This window comes from Variovorax sp. Soil_C_26 (assembly GCF_057657075.1).
The window spans coordinates 93,084-108,770 of sequence record NZ_JBDGJC010000009.1; the positions used below are offsets into that span (position 1 = coordinate 93,084).

The following is a 15,687-nucleotide window of genomic DNA, read 5'->3' on the forward strand; positions in this document are numbered from 1 at the left end:
TTCCAACTCATCTAAGGGGAGGGAAAGGCCGAGGACGGGCGCGCACCGGAACTGCGATGACCTTACCTGAGCATGATGCGATGAAGCGTGCGCAAGTAACTCTGACCGATATGTTCGGGCGAAAAGCGACGCACATACGCTCGGCCGGCATCGGCGTATGCGGCATAGCTTGCCGGCCCTCGACCTTCCTGCCAGTCTGCAGACCGCACCTGCCGCGCCGCCGCCTGCAGCGCCCTCGCGAACCCGTTGATGTCGCCGGTCTGGACCATCGTGCCGAAAGCGCCTGCGACGTCGGAAGTGTTCGAGTTGTCGTAGACAACCACCCGACAACCGCTCGCGATCGCTTCGATGATGGGAACGCAGAACCCCTCGTGGTAGGTCGGCAGGGCGAAGATGTCGGCTTCGCCGAGAAGGCGGTGCTTGGTTTCGTCCGACGCGCTTCCATGGATTCGAACGGTCAGGCGCGCGCCATGTCGCCGATGGATATCGGCGATCATTTTCTCCATGACGGCAATCATGCCGTGGTCGGAAAAGGCAAGATTACCGATGAGGTCCAACTGCACGGAAGCCTCGGGTTGGCCGCTCGTTACAGCCTGGTCGACCGCCGCGAGCAATTCATGGGGTCCCTTTGAACGGGTGAATCGTCCGATGAAGACAATGCGCGTGATGTGATCGGAGAACCCCGGCTTTCGCTCGGGGGCAGCGATCTTCGAATGGACGGCCAGCGGAACCACCGACGCGGGACCGGTCAACCCATGCGATCGCAATACACCGAGGTTCGTGTCGCTGACGCAGATCACATGATCGGCCCAGCGAATGTTGTCGAGTTGCGCGAACGATTTGTCGATGAGCCAGCGACTGTCCTCGGGTACCAGGGCGCGCGGGGTGATGTTGTGAAAAACGACAATCTTCCGCGCCCGCATGGGAACGACGGGAAAGAGGTTAAACAGCGAGTAGTAGATGCCGAAATGAAAAACGACGAGGTCGCTCTCCAGGAAGTGCGGGTGGCTCGCGATGTCCGTGATGCTCTGGCAGGGTGTGAACGGCATCTCGGGGTGGTCGCACTGGAAGGCGAACAGCCGCGTGTCGGTGTAGCCTGCGCCGGCCAGGAAGCCGAACTCGTCCACGATCGCATTAGAGATGGCGTCGTTGCGGACGCACACGCTGTTTACGTACGATATCTTCATCGTCCGTCTTCGCGGGTGGGGAGAATCCCTCGCGCTGTCCGATACAGCGCGGCACTTTCGGCCGCCATCCGGGCGACGGAGAAATGGGTTTGGAATCTCGCGAAGCCTGCGTCGCCGTATGCCTGCCGGAGCTGCTCCGACAGCAGCAAACGCAGGATTGCGGCTGCGAGCGCTTCGGCGTTGCCCGGGGGCACCAACAGGCCGCACACGCCGTCCTCGATCACTTCCGGCATGCCGCCTGCCGAGCATCCGATGACCGGTTTTCCTGCCCGCATGGCTTCGAGGAAGACCAGGCCGAACGATTCGAAGCGGCTCGGCGCGACGAAGAGGTCGCAACCTGCATAGGCTTCGCCGAGCGTTGCCGCATCGACATGACCTTCGAAGCGCACCTGCGACGCGAAGCGCCTGCCTGCATCGGAGGAAAGAAACTCCTCGGCGTAGGTCTTGCCCGAGGGCGAAGCCTGGCTCTTGTCCCCGATGATTCTGAAGACCGCCAAAGGGACCTGTTCGAGCACCCGTGGGATCGCATCGAGCAGCACGTCGATGCCCTTGCGGGCTTCGAGCCGGCCGACGAAGAGAACGACGGGGGCGCCGTCGGTGCGAGACCTGGGTGCTACGGCATGGCTGTTCGGCATCGGTTTCAAGCCGTGCGGAATCACCTGCACCTTGCCGTCATCGAACTGGAAGCCGTAGGCCTGCTCGATTTCGGTGCGGATTGCCCGGCTGTTCGCCCGGATGGCGTCGGAGCCCTCCATGAGCATGCGCTCGGTCTTCAGCACCGGCGTGCTGAACCGCGCCATCCACTCGGGATCCTGGCGGTGCTCCGGGTGCGAATCGAGCCAGAAATGATGCGTCGTGTGGAGGCTGGTGACGAGTGGCCACTGGCGGTCGAACAGGAAAGCCGCGCCTTCGCAATCCCAGATCGGTGCCTCGACGACGTCAACCTTGCGATGCGTGGCGATTCGCATCGTTTCAGCATGGGCGCTGGCAGACCAGTTCCACATCTCCGCAGGCAGACCGGTATTCGCGGACTGCACCGAATGCGGATGGTGTTTCGGGACGATGCGATGAACCCAGACGCCGCCCTCGAAATCGACCCGGTCGATGTCGGGGCTCTGCGCAATGACGTGGACGATATTGCCGCGCGCGGCATAGGCTTCCGCCAGGTCGCGGCTGAAGGTCGCGATGCCGTGGCTGTGATCCGGCGGGTAGCCCTTCGACACCAGAACGAGTGTGCATCGATCGGTGTCTGGCAGGGGCTCGAACGCGAGGAAGTCGCCGGTCCACGCCTCGCGCTTTTTCTCGTCGATCATCGCGTCCGGCTTGGGCCCTTCCGCGCCGCGGCGCAATCCGACCTCTATCGCACGCTCGACGTCGCAACTGAAAGTTTGGAGGTCTTCAGCAGAAACCAGGCCCGCTTCATGGGCCGACGACATCTCCTCGCGCTGGTAGGCAACGAAAGCGGCCTGCTCACGCATCAAGACCTCGGGTGCATAGAACTCTCGCGCGTGCTTCAGGATGAAATAGATCTTGTTCTTGATTATCGGATAACGATGCCGGGGAATCCTGTTCGTCCCGCGGATGTTGCTCGGCGCAAACTTGTGATGGACATACGCGTTGGGAAGCTGGGCGATCAGGTAGCCCGCGTCGACGATGCGTGCGCAGACGTCCGTTTCGTCGAGGAAATACTCGAACTCCTCGTCGAACCCCCCGATCTCGAGCAGGGCAGCGGTCTTGAAGGAAGAGTTCGCGCCCAGCAGGTGAGGGAAGCGCAGGCTCTTCGGATAGGACAGGTGCGGCATCGGTACCCGCACCGTCGCGTCGCCATGGCCGAAGCGATCGATCACGCAGTACCGGGCTTGAAAATCGTAGCCGGTGTGATCGAACACGAAGCCGCCTGCGGCACCCACCTGCGGATCGTCGTAGGCTGCCGCCAATTGCTCCAGCCACTCCGGTTCGGGTATCGCATCGTCGTCGATGAATGCCACGATCTCGCCGCGCGCCAGGCAGATGCCGATGTTGCGGGAGACGGAGAGATTGGCCACGGGGCAACGCGCGGCGCGGACGCGTCCCGCCCAGCGGGCAATAACCTCTTCCGAGTCGTCCGTCGAAGGACCGTTGACGACGATGACTTCGAACTCGCCACTGTACCGAAGCCATCGAAAGCTCTCGAGGGTCTTGTCGAGGCTCGGCCCCCGGTTGAGGGTGTTGATGACAACGGAAACTGTCGGAACGCGTTTTTTTTGAACCGTCATTGGAGCGCCTTCTCCTTGTGCGCAACCAACTCGAACTCGAGTCTGCCCTCGTTGGGACGCGCTTCGCCGACCAATTCGATGTGGGCGAAACTCGCTTCCTGGAGCAATTGCGTCAACGTCTGCACCGTGAGCAGTTGGCGCCGAGGGGTGTCGCGGTCCGCGGCGCGCAGGTCGAGCAGGGTCTTGCCGAGATCATTGTGCGAGACCGTACCCCGCAAGACCGCGCGCATCATTGCTTCGGCGTCCAGTGCTGTCACATGAAGCCGGCCGCCGGGCGCGAGCAATGAAATAAGGCGGGGCAATAGCGATTGGCTCAGCTGCTCCGAGGAGAAAAACTCGAAGACGTGAGAGGCGTAGATGTCGTTGACCTGCGCATTGCCTAGCGGCAGGTCGTCGAGCGCGGCGACGGGGCCGGACTGTGGCAAGGGGTGATCGACGACGATGCGTCCCTTGCGTGGTGCGTGGCCGCTTTCCACCGTGATGCGCTGCCCGTCGCTGCCGATCGATGGATGGCCGAGCGAACTTCCTGCATCCTGGACACTCCTTCGCTTCAGTGCCTCGAGCTCCTTGCCAAGCGTCCATACGTCGCGCGTCAACTTGCGAAACACGATCGGTGCCGATTTAGTGAGCGCAGCCTGGTCGCGATCGGAATTGGCCTGGCGATGATTGAGTTCCGACAAAGTTTCGAGCAGCTGCGGCAGCTGCTGCGTCATGAAGACTTGCTGACGATCAACATGCGCCGGGAGACGCAGGACAGCGATTCCGATTCTCACGAGCCGGCCAATGCCGGGCTTCGAGGCCAGCCAACGTGCAGCGCGTCTAAGTAGTTGCTTCATTTGCTCAATTTTTAAGGTGTTCTGGTTTGGCGCCGTCGATCCCAGTCGGCTCGAGCGTAAGGACAAGGAGGTGCAGAATGCGGGACGACGATTGTCTACGAGTTTGTTAAGCCGTATGGAGCCCGACAATCCGCTTGCCTTGATGAATCTAATAGTGACAGCAGTAAGAATGTTTTTTCGATGGCGCGCTCGCATGTAAGAAGATTTGCTAAGGCCGCGTGGTGGCTGGTTACGCCGTGGCGTCTGCCAGACCGCTTGCGATTCATACGCGAACGCTCACGCGAGGCGCGAAGGAACGCGGCATTGCTGCGACTGTTGGAGCGAGAACGCACTCTTGTGGAACAACGGGTGAGAGGCATTGCCGTCGAACCTCCAAGGGAGATCGACTGGTTCGATGACGACGATGTGGCTGAGGCATCGGGTCTCGCGCTGGAAGACGTCCTGTGGTCGCGCCAACAGGGAGCGACCATCGATTCGAAATGGGCTGCGGTGCGGTTCTGCGTGGACCTGCTGCGAACGCGCAAGGAGGTGTACGCGCAGTTTCCAACGGCGCTGAGCGACGGCGCGGGCGGGGCATTCCTGGTCTGGTTGAGGACGGTTGGCCCCTCGGAATTCGGGCTGACCGCCGAGGGAATGATGCAGCTCGAAGCAGCTTTCGCTTCTGACGTGGATGCGCGGGCCCGTCGGGTTTTTCTGGATCACGACGAACTCCGGCGCGCGATGCCGCACGGTTTGACCCCCGCGGGACATCGCGCATTGTTCGCGTGGTTCATGCAATTCGGTCGGGAACAGCAAGGACTGCGGCTCGAGGAAATCTGGTGGCTGTTTCTGGTCGCCAGTGAACAGGCCGCACGCGAACTTGCGCGGGCTTATTGGTTCACGCCATCATGGCAGGAACTCTTTCCGGACGGCATGACGCATTTCGGGCTCAAAGCGTTCTTGGCTTGGTGCAGCAAGGCCTACGGAATGAAGGCCGCCTGGCTTGACAGGCAGCCCTGGACGGATTTCTTTGCTCCCGCGCATGAGCAATTGCGCAACGCCTATGGGGCAAGGCCGCAATGGCGCGAGCTCCATCCGCGAGCCATGCAGGATGTGGCGGCTGCGCGCGCCTTCATCGCGTGGCTGCAACTGCCGGAGGCGGCGCTTTCTCCGGAGGCGGCGAGCTGGGTCTCGCAACTGGATGCCGCGGCCGAGGCAGAGCAACTGGCAGCATTGGGTGTCAACATCGTCGGGCATTTTTGCTATCCCTCGGGCCTGCGCGTTTCGGCGGAGTCCATTGTGGAGGCAATGAGGTGCGCTGGCGTGCATACCGCCCTTCGCGATGTGCGCACTGATATGAGCGACGAGCCTCGTCATATAGAGTTCCATGCAAGCGAGTGCCACGACATCACTGTCGTGCACACCCAGCCCGAGCCGTTCTTCGATCAAGCTTATGCGCGGGCCGACCTCGGCGCCCGTGAGCCGAGAACCTACCGCATCGCATACTGGTACTGGGAGTTCGACTCAATTCCCTTGTCTTGGCAGGCGCAAGCACAGGACGTTGACGAAGTCTGGACGGCGACGGAGTTCGTCGCGGTGGGGCTGCGCGAGCGTCTGCCGGTTCCCGTCAGAACGTTGTTCCCCGGAGTGCGCCTTGCGCCGTACCAGCGCCGAAACCGGACTGCCTTCGGATTGGAATCCGGACGATTCACATTCCTCTTCACCTTCCACATGATGAGCGTGATGGAGCGGAAGAATCCACTGGGACTCATTCAGGCCTTTCAGCGTGCTTTCTCCAAGGATGAGCCGGTCACCCTCGTGCTCAAGACTTCTTTCGGCGACCGGCACCCCGAGCAATTCGCAATGCTGCAAAGTGCAGCCGTAGGCCGACACATCGCGTTGATCGACGAAATCTACAGTCCCGACGAAGTCCTGTCGCTGATGGATGCTTGCGATGCATATGTTTCGTTACATCGCAGCGAAGGGCTTGGTTTGACGATGGCGGAAGCGATGCTTATGGGCAAGCCCGTTATCGCGACGAAGTTCTCCGGAAACGTCGATTTCATGGACGACAGCAACAGCCTGCTCGTTTCTTACGAGTTGGTTCGCCTGAAGGAGCCTGTCCCTCCTTATGATGCCGACCTGGAGTGGGCTGAGCCGTCAGTCGAGCATGCTGCGCAACTCATGCGACGCGTGTACGAGAACCAGGAATGGGCACGCGAGCTGGGCCAAAGAGCCAAGGTGAATGCTGAAGCGAATCTCTCGTTAGAAGTAGCGGGCAGAAGAATCGTGAAACGGCTCGAAGAGATCCGAGCCCTGCAGCGACCGGCTTAGGCCTGAGCAGACTTCTCGTCCACGATACGCCCGTGCTCAAGGTGGATGACTCGGTTGCACTCTTTCGCAATCAGCTCGGAGGAGTGCGATGCGAGCACCAGGATGCCGGATTTCGCCACCACGTCTCGCATGCGCTTCTCAGCTTTCTCCGTGAATTCGGCGTCACCGACCGACAGCCATTCGTCCATCAGCAGGATGTCTGCCTCGACGCTGGTCGAGATCGAGAACGCCAGGCGCATCAGCATGCCGGTAGAGTAAGTGCGAACCGGCATATTGACGTATTCGCCCAGGCCGCTGAACTCGCAGATGTCCGCGGTGAGCCGGTCGATCTGGCTCTTGCTCATGCCCATGACGAGGCCACGAAGCATGATGTTCTCGATGCCGGTTGCGTCCATCTCGATGCCCAACGCGGGATCGATCAGGCTCGCGACCGAGCCCTTGCGTGTGAACTCTCCAGCGGAAGGCTCGTAGACGCCCGCGAGCATGCGCAGCAAGGTCGACTTCCCCGCGCCGTTGTGTCCGACCAGGCCCAGGCGATCCCCGCTCTTGAGTTCGAGGTTGATCCCACTGAGCGCCTGCACCACGGTAACGCCGGTCTCCTTGCCGAAGCGTCCTCCGGTGACCGAGGCAGCAAGGGTCTTCTTGAGCGACGCTGCACCCGCACCGTAGATTGGAAAGTTGACTGCGACGTTTTTGAGAGAGATGAATGCCATGGATCAGAGCCAGTAGACAACGCGGCGGCGGTATTTGGCGAACAGAGTGATGGAGCCGGCGATGCAGACGGCCGTCCACGCCACGATCCCGAGCCAGCTGTGCAGCGAGGCCGTTCCGCCCATCAGTGGAGTGCGCACCAGATCGAGCATCTGGGCAAAAGGATTCCAGAGAATATATTGGGCGCGATCCGGCAGGCTCTCGGGTAGCCAGAACACCGGCGTCAGGAACATCAGCATCTGCATCACGCTCGTCACAATCTGCGTGACATCCCGGTATCGCGTGCAGATCAGCCCGAGCAACAAGCCGAGGGCATGCGCATTGAGGATCAGGATGGCGAACGCCGGCAGCACCAGCAGTGCCGACCATGTCAGCGAGACGCCGGCCCAGATTGCGACCGGGATGTAGAGAACGATTTGATGCGCGAACTGGATCAGGTTGCGCGCAATGCTGCGCCAGACGAAGAGGCTGATCGGGAAGTAGCCCTGCTTCAAGTAATTCGAGGAGCCCACGAAGGCGTTGCACGCATCCGTGACCATGCTCGAGAAAAAGCTCCAGAAGATGATGCCGAGCGCCAGGTGGGGAAAGAACTTGGACAGTTCGGTGCCGAAAAGTGAGCTGTACAGCGGCCCCATGCCGCCGATCATGGCGCCCATGCTTAGCGTCAGCCAGAGCGGCCCGAGCATCGAGCGGCGGTAGCGCAGCACGATGTCGAACCATGCCAAGGTCCACCAGATGTCGGTGCGGCGGGTACCTTCCCACCAGTCGGAGAAAGCGCTGCGATGCAGATTGGATTGAACTTGACTCATGCGCGTCCGTAGGTATCTGCGAGGCGCACGATGTCGTCCTCGCCAAGATAGGCACCGCACTGGACTTCGATGAGCACGAGCTCTTCGTCGCCATCGTTGATGAGGCGGTGCTTTTCTTTCAATGGGATGTAGCGGTACTGGCCGGGAAGCGTCACATGCTCGGCGTCGCCGATCTGCACGATGCCGCGCCCCTGCACGACAACCCAGTGCTCCGCACGGTGATGATGGTACTGCAAGGAGAGCGACTCTCCCGGCTTGACGGTGATCCGCTTAACCTTGTAACCGTCCTCTTCCTTCAGCGAGGCAAAGGTGCCCCACGGGCGATGAACAACCGCGGGCAGCTGCACGGACTCATGGCCGCGCGACTTGAGGATGTCGACGGCTCGCTTGACATCCTGCGCGCTGTTCTTGTGAGCAACCAGCAGTGCATCGGGGGTGTCGACGATCACGAGATCGCGCACGCCCAAGGTGGCGACCAGCTTGGGAATGTGGCTGTCTACTTGCACGTGGGTGCCGGTGGTGTCGATGGCTACCACGTCGTCAGGCAGGAACGTGTTGCCGTTCGCGTCCGGCGTGTGGGCCAGGGCCACTGCCGGCCAAGAGCCGACATCGCTCCAGCCGAACTTGGCCGGCACCACGTGGACATTGTCCGCGGGTTCCATGACGGCGTAATCGATGCTGATGTCCGGCTGCAGGCCGAAGGCGTGCAGATCGAAGTCGATCGTGCGCTCGGCGCTGGAGGTTGAGGATTTCAACGCGTTCCGGGCCGCTGCAAGCAATTCGGGGGCATGTCGCTCGAAAGCCGAGACGATCGCGTCCGCGGTGAAGCAGAACATTCCACTATTCCAGTAGTACCGGCCCGTGGCGAGGTACTCCTGCGCCGTGGCGAGGTCCGGCTTCTCTACAAAGCGTTTGGCTGGCTGGCTCTCTCGGGAAACCTTCGCCACCTCGACGTAGCCGAAGCCGGTTTCCGGTGCGGTCGGGCTGATGCCGAAAACCACCAGCGCGCCCTGGGTGGCCAGGCGGAATGCCTGGCGGGCGCTGGCGACGAAGGCCTCGACGTCGGGGACGAGGTGATCGGCCGAGAGCACCAGCATCACGGTATCGCCACCGAATTGCTCGATGCATCGCAGTGCTGCCAGCGCGATCGCCGGGCCTGTGTTGCGCCCCTTCGGCTCGAGCAGCAGGGTGGCCTCGGGTGGGTCCGGCATCTGCCGCAGAACGTCCTTCGTGAGAAAGAGATGATCCTTGTTGGTGACGATCATCAAGTCACCGGTGCCGCAGGCCTGCCCTCGCTCGATCGCTTGCTGCAGCAGCGTCGATCCGCCCAACTGCATGAAGGGCTTCGGGAACGTCTGTCGCGACGCCGGCCAGAGCCGGGAGCCCGCTCCCCCTGAGAGCACAACGGAAAGGACGCGCATTTGTTCTTGGTGGGGTGTGAAGAAGCGATAATTTTACCGGCCCCGTCCTGGAGCCCTCGTAACCTTTGGAAGCCGTTGATCGCCCGTCATGCCCAGTAAGCCCGTGCTGCCTTCGGCGCCGTCCCGTCAACGGCGAGGTGAGGCTGCCGCGGCGTCGAGCAATGCCCAGCTGCAACGGCAGATCGGCTTGCTGGAGGTGAAGGCCACGGCCCTCGAGGACGAGTTGCAGGCCATGCGGCGGTCGACGAGCTGGCGCCTCACCGCTCCGTTGCGGTGGCTCGGCGGCCTTCGTCGGCGCATGCGGGGGCAGGCGGATGCGCCGCCCGTGCAGCGTGGAACCTACGCCGACTGGATCGCCCGCTACGACACCCCCAACACAGTGCGGATGTCCGCGCAGGTGGCATCGTTGTCGATGCAGCCACGCCTGGCAGTGCTGGTCGGCCACAGCCCGGGCGACACGGCCATGCTGCGCGCCACCTTGGGCTCCCTGGACGCGCAGGTGTATCCCGCGTGGGATTGGCACCTGGTTTCGCCTGCCCCCGTCGGCGAAGAAGCGCAGATGCTTGCCATCTCCTCCTCTCGCTTCAAGCCGGGCGCGCCCGCCGGCAGCGACTGGATCGTCTGGCTCGAGCCCGGTTGTGTGTTGCCGCCGCATGCGTTGTTCTGCCTGGCAAGCGACATCTGCGCGCATCCCGACGTACGCTTGCGCTATGCCGATGCCGACGCCATCGATCTCGGTACCCGGGAGCGAAGCCGACCCGAATTCAAGCCCGACTGGAATACCGACCTGTTCCTCGCGCGCAACCTGCTCTCGCCGATGGGCGCGGTCGACGCAGCCTTGTTCGAGGAGGCCGGCGGCATCACCGACAAGCTCGATGCGGTGCATGCGTTCGACTTGGCGCTGCGTTGCGTCGAGCGCATCGTGCCGGCCCAGATTCGCCACATTCCGCGCATCCTGAGCCATTCGGCCGCGCCTTACGTGCCGCCCGACGTGGCGCCGCTCGCCGCGTTCCTCGCGCGCACCGGCATCGCGGCCGTCGCAGAGCCCACGCCGCACGGCTTGCGCACGCGCTACACGCTGCCCGTGCCAGCGCCGCTCGTTTCGATCATTGTTCCCACGCGCAATGCGGTGGCGCTGGTGCGCCAGTGCGTCGAGAGCATCGTGCTCGAGACGGCTTATCCCAACTACGAGATTTTGCTGGTCGACAACGGCTCGGACGATGCCGAGGCGCTCGCCTACTTCGCCCAACTCGCGAGCCAGCCGGGCTTCACGGTGATCCGTGACGAGCGGCCGTTCAACTATTCGGCGCTCAACAACGCTGCGGTTGCGCATGCCCGCGGGGATCTGGTCGCGCTGCTCAACAACGACATCGAGGTCATATCGCCACACTGGCTGCATGAAATGGCGTCTCTGGCCATGCAGCCCGGTGTGGGGGCGGTAGGCGCAAAGCTGCTCTACCCGGACCTGACGATCCAGCATGGCGGCATCGTGCTGGGCGTTGGCGGCATCGCGGGTCATGCGCACAAGCATTTGCCTTCAACGGTGCCCGGTCACGGCGGCCGGGCGCAGCTCGCGCAGGCTTTCTCCGCGGTCACCGCCGCCTGCATGGTGGTGCGCAAGGCGCTCTATGAGCAGTTGGGCGGCCTTGACGAACGGAATCTCGGCGTCGCTTACAACGACGTCGACTTCTGCCTTCGTCTGCAAGAGGCGGGTTACCGAAACGTCTGGACGCCATATGCAGAACTGCTGCACCACGAGTCTGCAACGCGGGGGCTCGAATCCGCCGCCTCGCAGGAGCGGCTCGCGCGGGAATCGACGTGGATGCGCTCGCGGTGGCCCGCGCTCATTGCCGCCGATCCGGCCTACAACCCCAACCTGTCCCTCGATACGGAGGACTTCGACCTCGCATGGCCTCCACGGAACGATATGCTGCCGACCAGCCCATGACAGTGCCCGCTCCGCTCTCCGTTTCCGTCGCGCTGTGCACCTACAACGGCGCGCGCTTCCTGCGCGAGCAGGTGCGCAGCATCTGCCTTCAGACCCTGCCACCGGTGGAAATCGTGCTGTCCGACGATGCCTCGACCGATGGTTCGGTGGACGTGGTGCGCGCGGCAGTGGCCGAATGCGCCGCCGAACGCCCCGGCCAGCCTGTGGTGCTGCGGATCTTCGAGAACCGACCCGCGCTGCGCGTCGTGAAGAACTTCGAGCAGGCGATCGGTGCTTGCACCGGCGACCTGATCGCACTGAGCGACCAGGACGACGTCTGGGTGCCCGACCGGCTGGCGCAGATGGCCGCCAGCTTCGCGCAGGACGAGCGCCTGGTGCTGCTGCACACCGATGCGCGCCTCGTCGATTCGCAACGCCGCGACCTCGGCCAGACGCTTTTCCATGCGCTCGAGGTCACGCCCTCGGAGATCGAGGGCGTGCACACCGGCCGCGCCTTCGACGTGCTGCTGCGGCGCAACCTCGTGACCGGCGCCACCACCGTCTTTCGCCGTTCGCTGCTGGCCGACGCGCTGCCGCTGCCGGTGGAATGGGTGCACGATGAATGGCTGGGTATCATCGCCTCGGCCACGGGACGCGTCGAGCTGCTCGAGCAGCCGCTCATCGAGTACCGCCAGCACGAATCCAACCAGATCGGTGCGCGCCGCGATACCTTCGCGGAGAAGGTCCGCAAGGCGCTGGGCTCCAGGGGCACTCTTCATGTCGAGCGGGCGGTCAAGGCCGAACTTTTGCTGGCGCGACTGCTGCAGTTCGGTGACCGCATTCCCCCCGAGATCATCGAGAAGGTACGCGGCAAGATCGTGCATCAGCGCTTTCGCGCCGCGCTGCCGGCTTCGCGGCTGGCCCGCTGCGGTCCGATCTTCCGCGAAGCCATGACCGGGCGGTACGACAAGTTCGGCCGCGGCGTGCGTGGCGTGGTGCGCGACCTTTTCGAATCCGTATAGCCGCCATCAAGACCGCGTCAGTCGCAAAAACAATGACTCCCACGAACCCTTCTCCCACTCCAACCGCTAGCGGCCAGGCCACTTTGCCCACTGTGGTGGTGGTCATCCCGTTCTACAACGGCGCCGACTTCATCGAACGCTCGGTCCGAAGCGTCTTCGAGCAATCGGTCCCTGCGAACGAAGTCATCGTCGTCAACGACGGGTCCCGGCCGGAGGAACGCGCGGTGCTGGACGGGCTCGCGTTGCGCTACCCGTTCCGCATCATCGACAAGGAAAACGGTGGCCAGGGCTCGGCCCGGAACGCGGGAGTCCAAGCCTCGACTTCCGACTACATCTGCTTCCTTGATCAAGACGATTTCTACCTGCCCAACCACATCGAGACACTGGCGTCGTCGATCCCGCCTGGCGACCGGCTGTTTGGCTTCGTCTATGCCGACCTTTACGAGGCCGATGCCGACGGGAACGTGATCCGCACGGGCGTGGTCAAGGAGCACGCGACGCATCCGAAGCGCAACATCAATGACTTGCTGCGCCATGACATGTTCGTGCTTCCATCGGCTACGCTGGTGAGTCGCAAGGCCTTCGAGGCGGTGGAGGGGTTCGACCCGCAGTTCATGGGGTTCGAGGACGACGATCTGTTTCTTCGCATCTTCCGCGCCGGCTACAGCAACTATTTCGTCGACAAGGCGGTCACCGTGTGGTGCATCCATACCGCGAGCACGTCCTTCGGCATCCGGATGATCCGCAGCCGCTTCAAGTACTTCAAGAAGCTTGTCGCGATGTTTCCCGACGAGCACCAGCGCGGCCGCTACTACTTCCGCGACTTCCTGATCCCGAGATTCCAGCCGTACTTCGTCAACCATGCGATCGAATCGATCAAGAACGACGACCAGTACCGAGAGGAAATGAGCGCGATCCTCAACGAGTACGGCGCGATGGTGCTGGCCAATCCCTACGTCGGGCGCAAGAAGAAGCTGCGGCTGCGGCTCACGCTGTTCCTGCTTGCGCACTGCCCGCCCGCCGCAGTGCGCCTTGTCGGCGCCGTCACGCGCCTGCCGGTCATTCGCAGCCTGCGGCGCCTGTACGCCTAGCGGGCCGGGGCCGTTGCCGCGGGGCTCGGCTTGGGGGGCGTCGTTATCGCCGGATCGATGTAGGTCGCAAACCGGCGCACATACTCGGCCCGCAGATGGCCCGCGTCCTTGTAGATCGGCGTCGCATCGGCATCCGCCCGCGTACACCAGTCCTTCTGGCAAAGCGTCGGGATAGGGTCGATCACGGTCGCGCCGGCGCGCAGCGCCATCTGGCGCATTCGTTCGTGCAGCGCTTTCTGGGCCGAGACCCATGGCGCAGTGGGCGTCATGCGTCCCACGCGCATGCTGCCGAGCCGGCCGCCCTGGATGAACTCCTCGGGACCGAAGCCTTCGCCGACAGGGTTGTCCAGCACCAGGTACACCTGCTTGTGCTTGGCCAGGTTCGTCATCACCGCCTCGAGCATGTTGAGCGCAAAGTCCGCGCCGCCGCCGCCCATGAAGCGGCGCTTGGTCGTGCCGTCGAAGTAGTAGTAGCGGTCGGCCTCGGCGTTCGCCGCATTCGGCTTTCCGGTTTCCGAGAAATAGCAGTTCCAGCAGCCGCCGAAGACGACCGCGTCGAACCTGTCGCTGATGGCCAGGCGCATGCCGCCGTCGCGACGCTCGGCGCAGAGCTTGTTCTGCTCGTCGATGACGTTCGGGATCGGCGGGCATGCACCCCATGTCATGAACGACAGCGAATCCAGCGTCTCCGGCGCCATCTTGCTGAGCGCCACCGCGCGCGGCCCGTATTGCTCGATGTGGCTGTCGCCGAACAGCAGCACGCGGCGCTTGCCGCTGCCGATCTGCTGCAGCACCTCGCCGTCGACCTTGATCGGGCTGAGGCCGTCCGGATAGGCCCAGTCCTTCGCCGCCGCCGCGGTCTTGTTGAAGTAGGGGTCACTGTGCCGTCCGACGTAGTAGCGCGTGGTGGCAAGCAGGCCGAGCACCACGAAGCCCGCCATTGCGGCGACCAGGGCGGCGGTCACCACCGGGTTCTCGGTCTTGCGGGTGTGGCGCTCGACGAAGCGGTAGGTCAGCCAGGCCAGCACGAAGGACGCCACCAGCATGAGCGCGCGGATGCCGTCGGACGGCAGCTTGCCTTCGAGAATGCGCGCGTAGGCCAAGAGTGGCCAATGCCACAGGTAGAGCGGATAGCTGATGAGGCCGATCCACACCATCGGCCTGGAGGCGAGCACGTAGCGGTTGAGCACGCCCGTCGGCCCGGCCGCGATGCAATAGAAGGCGCCCAGCGTCGGCAGGATCGCCCAGAAGCCTGGAAACGCCTTGCCGCCGCGGATGTAGACGAGCCCCAGCACGATCAGCACCACGCCGGCGATCGACTGAGCATGCCGGCCCCAGCCCGGTTTCGGCGGTGGCCGGTGCAGGCGCATGTAGGCGAGCATGCCGCCGATCATCAGTTCCCAGAAGCGCGACAGCGGCGAATAGAACGCGGCCGTGCGGTGGCTGTGGATGGTCGTGACGTTCAGCAGGAACGACGCCGCCGCCACCGCGCCCACGACCCAGAGCACGCGCCATTTGCGCTTCCAGGCCAGGCCCAGCAGCACAGGCCAGAAGATGTAGAACTGCTCCTCGATCGCGAGCGACCACAGGTGCAAGAGCGGCTTGGTCTCGGCCGCGTTGTCGAAGTAGCCGGCCTCGCTCCAGAACGCGAAGTTCGACACGAAGCCCGCGCCCGCGGCCACGTGCTTGCCGAGCTGCTCCCACTCGTGCGGCAGCAGCGAATACCAGCCGAAGGCGAAGCTGGCCGCCAGCACCAGCACCAGCGCCGGGAAGATGCGCTTCACGCGCCGGGCATAGAACTCGCGGTAGCTGAAGCCCTCGCCCTCGAAGCTGCCCAGGATGATCGTCGTGATCAGGAAGCCCGAGATGACGAAGAAGATGTCGACGCCGATGAAGCCGCCCTTGATCCACTGCGGGAACGCGTGGTAGCCGAGCACCGAGAGCACTGCTACGGCGCGCAGGCCGTCGATGTCGGGCCGGTATTTGGGATGCAGCAGGTGCGGTTGCGCCTGCGGGAAAGTCGGGCTGCTCGTGGTCGTCATCGTCGGTCGGTGGGAGGGAGAAGCGCCACGGATCGGGGCTTTCCTGCCCCGGATTGTCTTCGCAAACGCGAGA

The 15,687-nt window shown here is 63.4% G+C and carries 11 protein-coding genes; 4 read left to right on the plus strand and 7 right to left on the minus strand.

Features of this window, described 5'->3' with window-relative positions; translation table 11 throughout:
• Positions 1–62 precede the first annotated feature (62 nt).
• Genes AC3A6G_RS22615 through AC3A6G_RS22625 form a run of 3 tightly spaced genes read right to left on the minus strand, consistent with a single transcriptional unit; the run spans position 63 to position 4,155 of the window.
• Positions 63–1,187, minus strand: a complete 1,125-nt coding sequence (locus tag AC3A6G_RS22615) for a glycosyltransferase family 4 protein (protein ID WP_487874612.1) — start codon at positions 1,185–1,187, stop codon at positions 63–65.
• Positions 1,184–3,442: a glycosyltransferase gene (locus AC3A6G_RS22620; RefSeq protein ID WP_487874613.1), complete on the minus strand. Its 2,259-nt coding sequence runs from the start codon at positions 3,440–3,442 to the stop codon at positions 1,184–1,186. Before AC3A6G_RS22620 ends, AC3A6G_RS22615 begins: the two co-directional genes overlap by 4 nt.
• On the minus strand, positions 3,439–4,155 hold the full coding sequence (locus AC3A6G_RS22625) for a class I SAM-dependent methyltransferase (protein ID WP_487874614.1): 717 nt from the start codon (positions 4,153–4,155) through the stop codon (positions 3,439–3,441). Before AC3A6G_RS22625 ends, AC3A6G_RS22620 begins: the two co-directional genes overlap by 4 nt.
• A gap of 426 nt (positions 4,156–4,581) precedes the next feature.
• Between AC3A6G_RS22625 and AC3A6G_RS22630 the strand changes: the two genes are divergently transcribed.
• Positions 4,582–6,591, plus strand: coding sequence for a glycosyltransferase family 4 protein (locus AC3A6G_RS22630; protein WP_487874615.1), 2,010 nt, complete (start codon positions 4,582–4,584; stop codon positions 6,589–6,591).
• Here the strand turns inward: AC3A6G_RS22630 and AC3A6G_RS22635 are convergent.
• Genes AC3A6G_RS22635 through AC3A6G_RS22645 form a run of 3 tightly spaced genes read right to left on the minus strand, consistent with a single transcriptional unit; the run spans position 6,588 to position 9,532 of the window.
• The gene (locus tag AC3A6G_RS22635; protein WP_487874616.1) at positions 6,588–7,304 is read right to left on the minus strand and encodes an ABC transporter ATP-binding protein; all 717 of its coding nucleotides are present in this window, start codon (positions 7,302–7,304) and stop codon (positions 6,588–6,590) included. The genes AC3A6G_RS22630 and AC3A6G_RS22635 overlap by 4 nt on opposite strands.
• A gap of 3 nt (positions 7,305–7,307) precedes the next feature.
• Positions 7,308–8,111, minus strand: coding sequence for an ABC transporter permease (locus AC3A6G_RS22640; protein WP_487874617.1), 804 nt, complete (start codon positions 8,109–8,111; stop codon positions 7,308–7,310).
• Positions 8,108–9,532, minus strand: coding sequence for a mannose-1-phosphate guanylyltransferase/mannose-6-phosphate isomerase (locus AC3A6G_RS22645; protein ID WP_487874618.1), 1,425 nt, complete (start codon positions 9,530–9,532; stop codon positions 8,108–8,110). Before AC3A6G_RS22645 ends, AC3A6G_RS22640 begins: the two co-directional genes overlap by 4 nt.
• An 88-nt stretch (positions 9,533–9,620) precedes the next feature.
• Between AC3A6G_RS22645 and AC3A6G_RS22650 the strand changes: the two genes are divergently transcribed.
• The 3 genes from AC3A6G_RS22650 (at position 9,621) to AC3A6G_RS22660 (ending at position 13,572) form a co-directional block, all read left to right on the plus strand.
• A complete protein-coding gene (locus tag AC3A6G_RS22650; protein ID WP_487874619.1) occupies positions 9,621–11,480 on the plus strand; it encodes a glycosyltransferase family 2 protein in 1,860 nt (619 codons plus the stop codon).
• On the plus strand, positions 11,477–12,481 hold the full coding sequence (locus AC3A6G_RS22655) for a glycosyltransferase family 2 protein (protein WP_487874620.1): 1,005 nt from the start codon (positions 11,477–11,479) through the stop codon (positions 12,479–12,481). The genes AC3A6G_RS22650 and AC3A6G_RS22655 overlap by 4 nt, the downstream gene beginning before the upstream one ends.
• A gap of 92 nt (positions 12,482–12,573) precedes the next feature.
• Positions 12,574–13,572 (plus strand): glycosyltransferase family 2 protein, encoded by a 999-nt coding sequence (locus tag AC3A6G_RS22660; RefSeq protein ID WP_487861896.1) that lies wholly within the window; start codon positions 12,574–12,576, stop codon positions 13,570–13,572.
• Here the strand turns inward: AC3A6G_RS22660 and AC3A6G_RS22665 are convergent.
• Complete coding sequence (locus AC3A6G_RS22665) at positions 13,569–15,614, minus strand: acyltransferase family protein (RefSeq protein WP_487861810.1); 2,046 nt, start codon at positions 15,612–15,614, stop codon at positions 13,569–13,571. The two genes, AC3A6G_RS22660 and AC3A6G_RS22665, sit on opposite strands and share 4 nt — an antisense overlap.
• Between the last annotated feature and the right edge of the window lie 73 nt (positions 15,615–15,687).

What these genes read in the sequence shown, in the direction of transcription:
- AC3A6G_RS22650 (WP_487874619.1), top strand. Translation starts at nt 9,621, where the DNA reads ATGCCCAGTAAGCCCGTGCTGCCTTCGGCGCCGTCCCGTCAACGGCGA.
- AC3A6G_RS22635 (WP_487874616.1), bottom strand. Translation starts at nt 7,304, where the DNA reads ATGGCATTCATCTCTCTCAAAAACGTCGCAGTCAACTTTCCAATCTAC.
- AC3A6G_RS22665 (WP_487861810.1), bottom strand. Translation starts at nt 15,614, where the DNA reads ATGACGACCACGAGCAGCCCGACTTTCCCGCAGGCGCAACCGCACCTG.
- AC3A6G_RS22655 (WP_487874620.1), top strand. Translation starts at nt 11,477, where the DNA reads ATGACAGTGCCCGCTCCGCTCTCCGTTTCCGTCGCGCTGTGCACCTAC.
- AC3A6G_RS22615 (WP_487874612.1), bottom strand. Translation starts at nt 1,187, where the DNA reads ATGAAGATATCGTACGTAAACAGCGTGTGCGTCCGCAACGACGCCATC.
- AC3A6G_RS22640 (WP_487874617.1), bottom strand. Translation starts at nt 8,111, where the DNA reads ATGAGTCAAGTTCAATCCAATCTGCATCGCAGCGCTTTCTCCGACTGG.
- AC3A6G_RS22620 (WP_487874613.1), bottom strand. Translation starts at nt 3,442, where the DNA reads ATGACGGTTCAAAAAAAACGCGTTCCGACAGTTTCCGTTGTCATCAAC.
- AC3A6G_RS22625 (WP_487874614.1), bottom strand. Translation starts at nt 4,155, where the DNA reads ATGACGCAGCAGCTGCCGCAGCTGCTCGAAACTTTGTCGGAACTCAAT.
- AC3A6G_RS22645 (WP_487874618.1), bottom strand. Translation starts at nt 9,532, where the DNA reads ATGCGCGTCCTTTCCGTTGTGCTCTCAGGGGGAGCGGGCTCCCGGCTC.